General features: G+C 66.3%; 4 protein-coding genes. All 4 read left to right on the top strand.

Annotated features, from left to right (window positions below):
- Positions 1 to 193: hypothetical protein (locus AC04L7_RS13575; protein ID WP_475513201.1), on the top strand; the 193-nt coding region annotated here is incomplete at its 5' end.
- An 18-nt stretch (positions 194 to 211) separates the two neighbouring features.
- Positions 212 to 2,125: a polysaccharide biosynthesis protein gene (locus AC04L7_RS13570; protein WP_475513200.1), complete on the top strand. Its 1,914-nt coding sequence runs from the start codon at positions 212 to 214 to the stop codon at positions 2,123 to 2,125.
- Entirely contained in the window at positions 2,122 to 3,024 is a 903-nt protein-coding gene (galU, locus tag AC04L7_RS13565) for a UTP--glucose-1-phosphate uridylyltransferase GalU (RefSeq protein ID WP_296282334.1), read from the top strand. The genes AC04L7_RS13570 and galU overlap by 4 nt, the downstream gene beginning before the upstream one ends.
- Before the next feature lie 31 nt (positions 3,025 to 3,055).
- A partial coding sequence (locus AC04L7_RS13560; RefSeq protein WP_475513199.1) for an NAD(P)/FAD-dependent oxidoreductase occupies positions 3,056 to 4,127 on the top strand: 1,072 nt, incomplete at its 3' end.

Raw genomic sequence — 4,127 nt, 5'->3', positions numbered from 1 at the left:
GTATCAACAGGCGGCGCGGCGATATGGACATACGGCTGTCACCACGGTTTACATGGTGTTCGGTGGAGTTAGCTTATTGTTAAGCTATGCGCTGTCAGGGTCGGTCACTTCGGCGCCTGTCCTCGCCTTCATCATGCTGTACGCGCTGGGCGGGGCACTTTGGTTTTCATTGCGCCGGGGATGGCGCGATTAGTATCAGGAGAGGGAACTGATGGAATCCTGGCGGGACCGACTGAGCGGCTYCAYGCCGCGCGCCCTCGTGGCGGCACATGACCTGGCCATGGTGTGGCTGTGCTGGCAGGTCCTGCATCGATTCCGTTACGCCATGTTGGCGCACGCCCCCGACTTCCCCCTGTGGTCCAACGAAATCGCGGTCGTCCTGCTGGCCCAGGGTGCTGTTTTCTGGTGGATGGGGCTGTACCGGGGCCTGTGGCGTTTTGCCAGCCTGCCGGACCTCTGGAACATCGTGAAGGCGTGCGCGCTGGGATTCCTGGGCGTGGTGCTGGGCCTGTTCTTCTACAACCGTTTCGGCTCCACGCCGCGCGCCGTGCTGGGCTTCTATCCTTTTGCCCTCGTGGGATTCCTCGGTCTGCCCCGCCTTGCTTATCGCGCCTGGAAGGACAGCCAGGTCCAGCGCAGCAACGAGAGCGCCTCGCGCGTCCTGGTCCTGGGTGCGGGGCGGGCCGGCGAGGCGCTGGTCCGCGAACTCCGCCGGACCGGTGTCTACCACCCGGTGGCGTTCCTGGATGATGCAGCGCGGCTCCATGGCTCCAAATTGCTCGGCATCCCGGTACTGGGTGGCCTGGAGAATGCAGCGGCGGTCGCGCGGGAAACGGCGGCGCGGATGCTGGTGATCGCCATGCCGTCCCTGGATGCACCGTCCATGCAGCGCGTCGTCGCGATCTGCGAGAGCACCGGTTTGCCGTTCCGCATGGTGCCCCGTCTGGTGAATGTCCTGGAAGGCCAGTCCATGCCGGGTGACCTCAAGGAAGTGGCGATCGAGGACCTGCTGGGCCGCAAGTCCGTCACGCCCGACTGGAAGCTGATCCGGGGCTGGCTGGGGGGACGGACGGTCATGGTGACCGGCGCCGGTGGCTCCATCGGTTCGGAGCTATGCCGCCAGTGCGCCCGACACGGTGCCCAGCGGATTGCGCTGGTCGAGATCGACGAACTCGCGCTTATCACCATCCAGGGCGATCTGCGGCGCGCTTTTCCCGATCTCGAAGTGTTGCCGGTGCTCGGCAACTGCGGAGATCCTGCGGTCATCGCGCACGCCTTGCGCGTGGCGGAACCCGATGCGGTCTTCCATGCCGCAGCCTACAAGCAAGTGCCCTTGCTGGAAGGGCATCTGCGGGAAGCCATCGGCAACAATGTGCTGGCGACGGAAACCGTGGCGCGCGCCTGCCGCGAGGCAGGAGTGGGCACCTTCGTGCTGATCTCGACTGACAAGGCGGTGGATCCGGTCAACGTGCTCGGCGCCACCAAGCGGCTGGCCGAGATGGCCTGCCAGGCGCTGGATGATGCGCGTTCCACCACGCGCTACGTCACCGTCCGCTTCGGCAACGTGCTGGATTCCGCCGGCAGCGTGGTGCCCCTGTTCCGCGAGCAGATCCGCAAGGGCGGGCCGGTCACCGTGACCGATCCCGACGTCACGCGCTATTTCATGACGATCCCGGAGGCCTGCCAGCTGATCCTGCAGGCGGCGTCGGGTGCGGCGCATGCATCCATCTATACCCTGGACATGGGCGATCCGGTGCCGATTCGCCTGCTGGCCGAACAGATGATCCGACTGGCGGGCAAGCAGCCTGGACGGGATATCGCCATCGTCTACACCGGCCTGCGYCCGGGCGAGAAGCTGCACGAGACGCTGTTCCACGCGGATGAGCGCTACCAGCCCACCTCCCACTCGAAGATCATGAAGGCACTGGCGCGCGACGTGTCGCCTGAATTCCYCGATCTGGCGATACAGCGCCTGCGCGCCGCGCATGCACGCTACGACACCGCCGAGCTGGGTGAAGTGCTGCGCGTGGCCGTGCCCGAGTTCGCCCCGCTGTCAAACGAACAGGACGAAGCGTCGGCTAATATCGTGGTCTTCCCAGGCCGCGACGCGCGCAGGACCCGATGACCCGAGCCCGAATCCGAAAGGCCGTGTTCCCCGTGGCGGGGCTCGGCACCCGCTTCCTGCCCGCCACCAAGACCGTGCCCAAGGAAATGCTGCCGATCATCGATCGGCCGTTGATCCAGTACGCCGTGGACGAAGCGATCGAGGCCGGGTGCGACACGCTGGTCTTCGTCACGAACCGTTACAAGCATGCGGTCGCCGATTACTTCGACAAGGCCTACGAACTCGAGCAGAAGCTGGAGCGCGCAGGCAAGGCCGAGCAACTGGAGCTGGTGCGCAACGTGCTGCCCCCGCACGTCCGCGCCGTCTTCGTCACGCAGGCCGAAGCGCTGGGACTGGGGCATGCGGTGTTGTGTGCCAAGCCCATCATCGGCGACGAGCCTTTCGCCGTGCTGTTGCCGGACGATCTGATCTGGAATCGCGGCCCGGGCGCGCTCAAGCAGATGGCCGATGCCGCGGAGGCGAGCGGAAGCAGCGTCATCGCGGTGCAGGACGTGCCGCGGGAGCAGACCGGCAGCTATGGCATCGTGGCGACCGACGCCTTCTCGGGACGGGAGGGGCGCATCAGCGCCATTGTCGAGAAGCCCAAGCCCGATGTCGCGCCCAGTACGCTGGCCGTCGTGGGCCGGTATGTGCTCGATGCGCGCATCTTCTCCCTGCTGGAGAGCACGACGCCCGGCGCGGGTGGCGAAATACAGCTGACCGACGCCATCGCCGCGCTGCTGGCCGAGAAGCCGGTCCATGCGTACCGCTTCCAGGGCACGCGATTCGATTGCGGTACGCACATTGGCCTTATCGAAGCCACCATCCGTTATGCGCTCGACCACGAAAAGCTCAGCGACGCGGCGCGTGACACCATGCAGCGCGCATTGAACGAGCTCGGCGTTCGGGATCTGGGCTGACCGTACTCAAGGGCGTCGGGAGACGGGCAAGGTGCTTTCGGCCGGCAATTACTACGCGGCGACCGCGGGCTCGCCCCCGCCGTTGCCGACGTTGGGTTCGCGCACCGAGGCCTCGGTCTGCGTGATCGGGGCCGGCTTCGCAGGACTCAACACGGCCCTGGGCCTTGCCGAGCGCGGCACGGAGAATGTCGTGTTGCTGGAAGCGGACACCCCGGCCTTTGGCGCGTCCGGGCGCAACGGCGGCTTTGTGTTCGCAGGCTTTTCCCGTGGCGAAGCCTCACTGGTGCGTGACCTGGGCCAGGCACGCGCGAAAGCGCTCTACGCCGGCACCACCGGGGCGGTGGAGCTGATTCGCAGACGCATGGTGCGCCACGGGATCRAATGCGACGACACGCAGGCCGGCATCATCTGGGCGAACTGGTTCCGCGACCAGAATGTACTGAAGCAGCGTCAGGCATTGCTGGCGCAGGCGTTCGGACGTGACTGGCAATGGCGGGATCGTGACCAGGTACGCCGCGACCTTTTGACGGATCGGTACCACGATGCCCTGTTCGAACCGCAGGCGTTCCACTTCCATCCGTTGAAGTACGCGAACGGGCTCGTACGGGTGGCGACGGCGCARGGCGTCTCGATCTTCGCCCGGTCGCCCGCGACATCGCTTGAGCGCGCCGGTGAGGGTTGGCGCATCACCACGCCGTCGGGCAGCGTCGAGGCCCGGCATGTCGTGCTGGCATGCGGTGGTTATCTCGCGGGCCTGCATCGTCGGGTCGATGCCGGCGTGCTGCCGATCGCCACGTACGTGATGGTCACCACGCCGTTGGGCGCGCGCATGGACGAAGCGATGCGCACTCGCGCCGCGGTCTACGACACCCGTTTCGCATTCGACTACTACCGGCCGTTGCCGGACTCGCGCCTGTTGTGGGGAGGCCGCATCTCGGTCCTGGACCGTTCGCCCCACGCGGTGAAACGCCTGCTGTACCGCGACATGCTCAAGGTGTTCCCACAGCTCGATGGCGTCGAGGTCGACTACGCGTGGTCGGGGCTGATGAGCTACGCCCGTCACGAGATGCCGCAGATCGGTCAGGTGGAACCCGGTCTGTGGG

Source organism: Pseudoxanthomonas sp. LjRoot204_2 (assembly GCF_056175765.1).
Note: the sequence above shows the minus strand (reverse complement) of the source record. Positions and strands in the feature narration are given on the sequence as shown.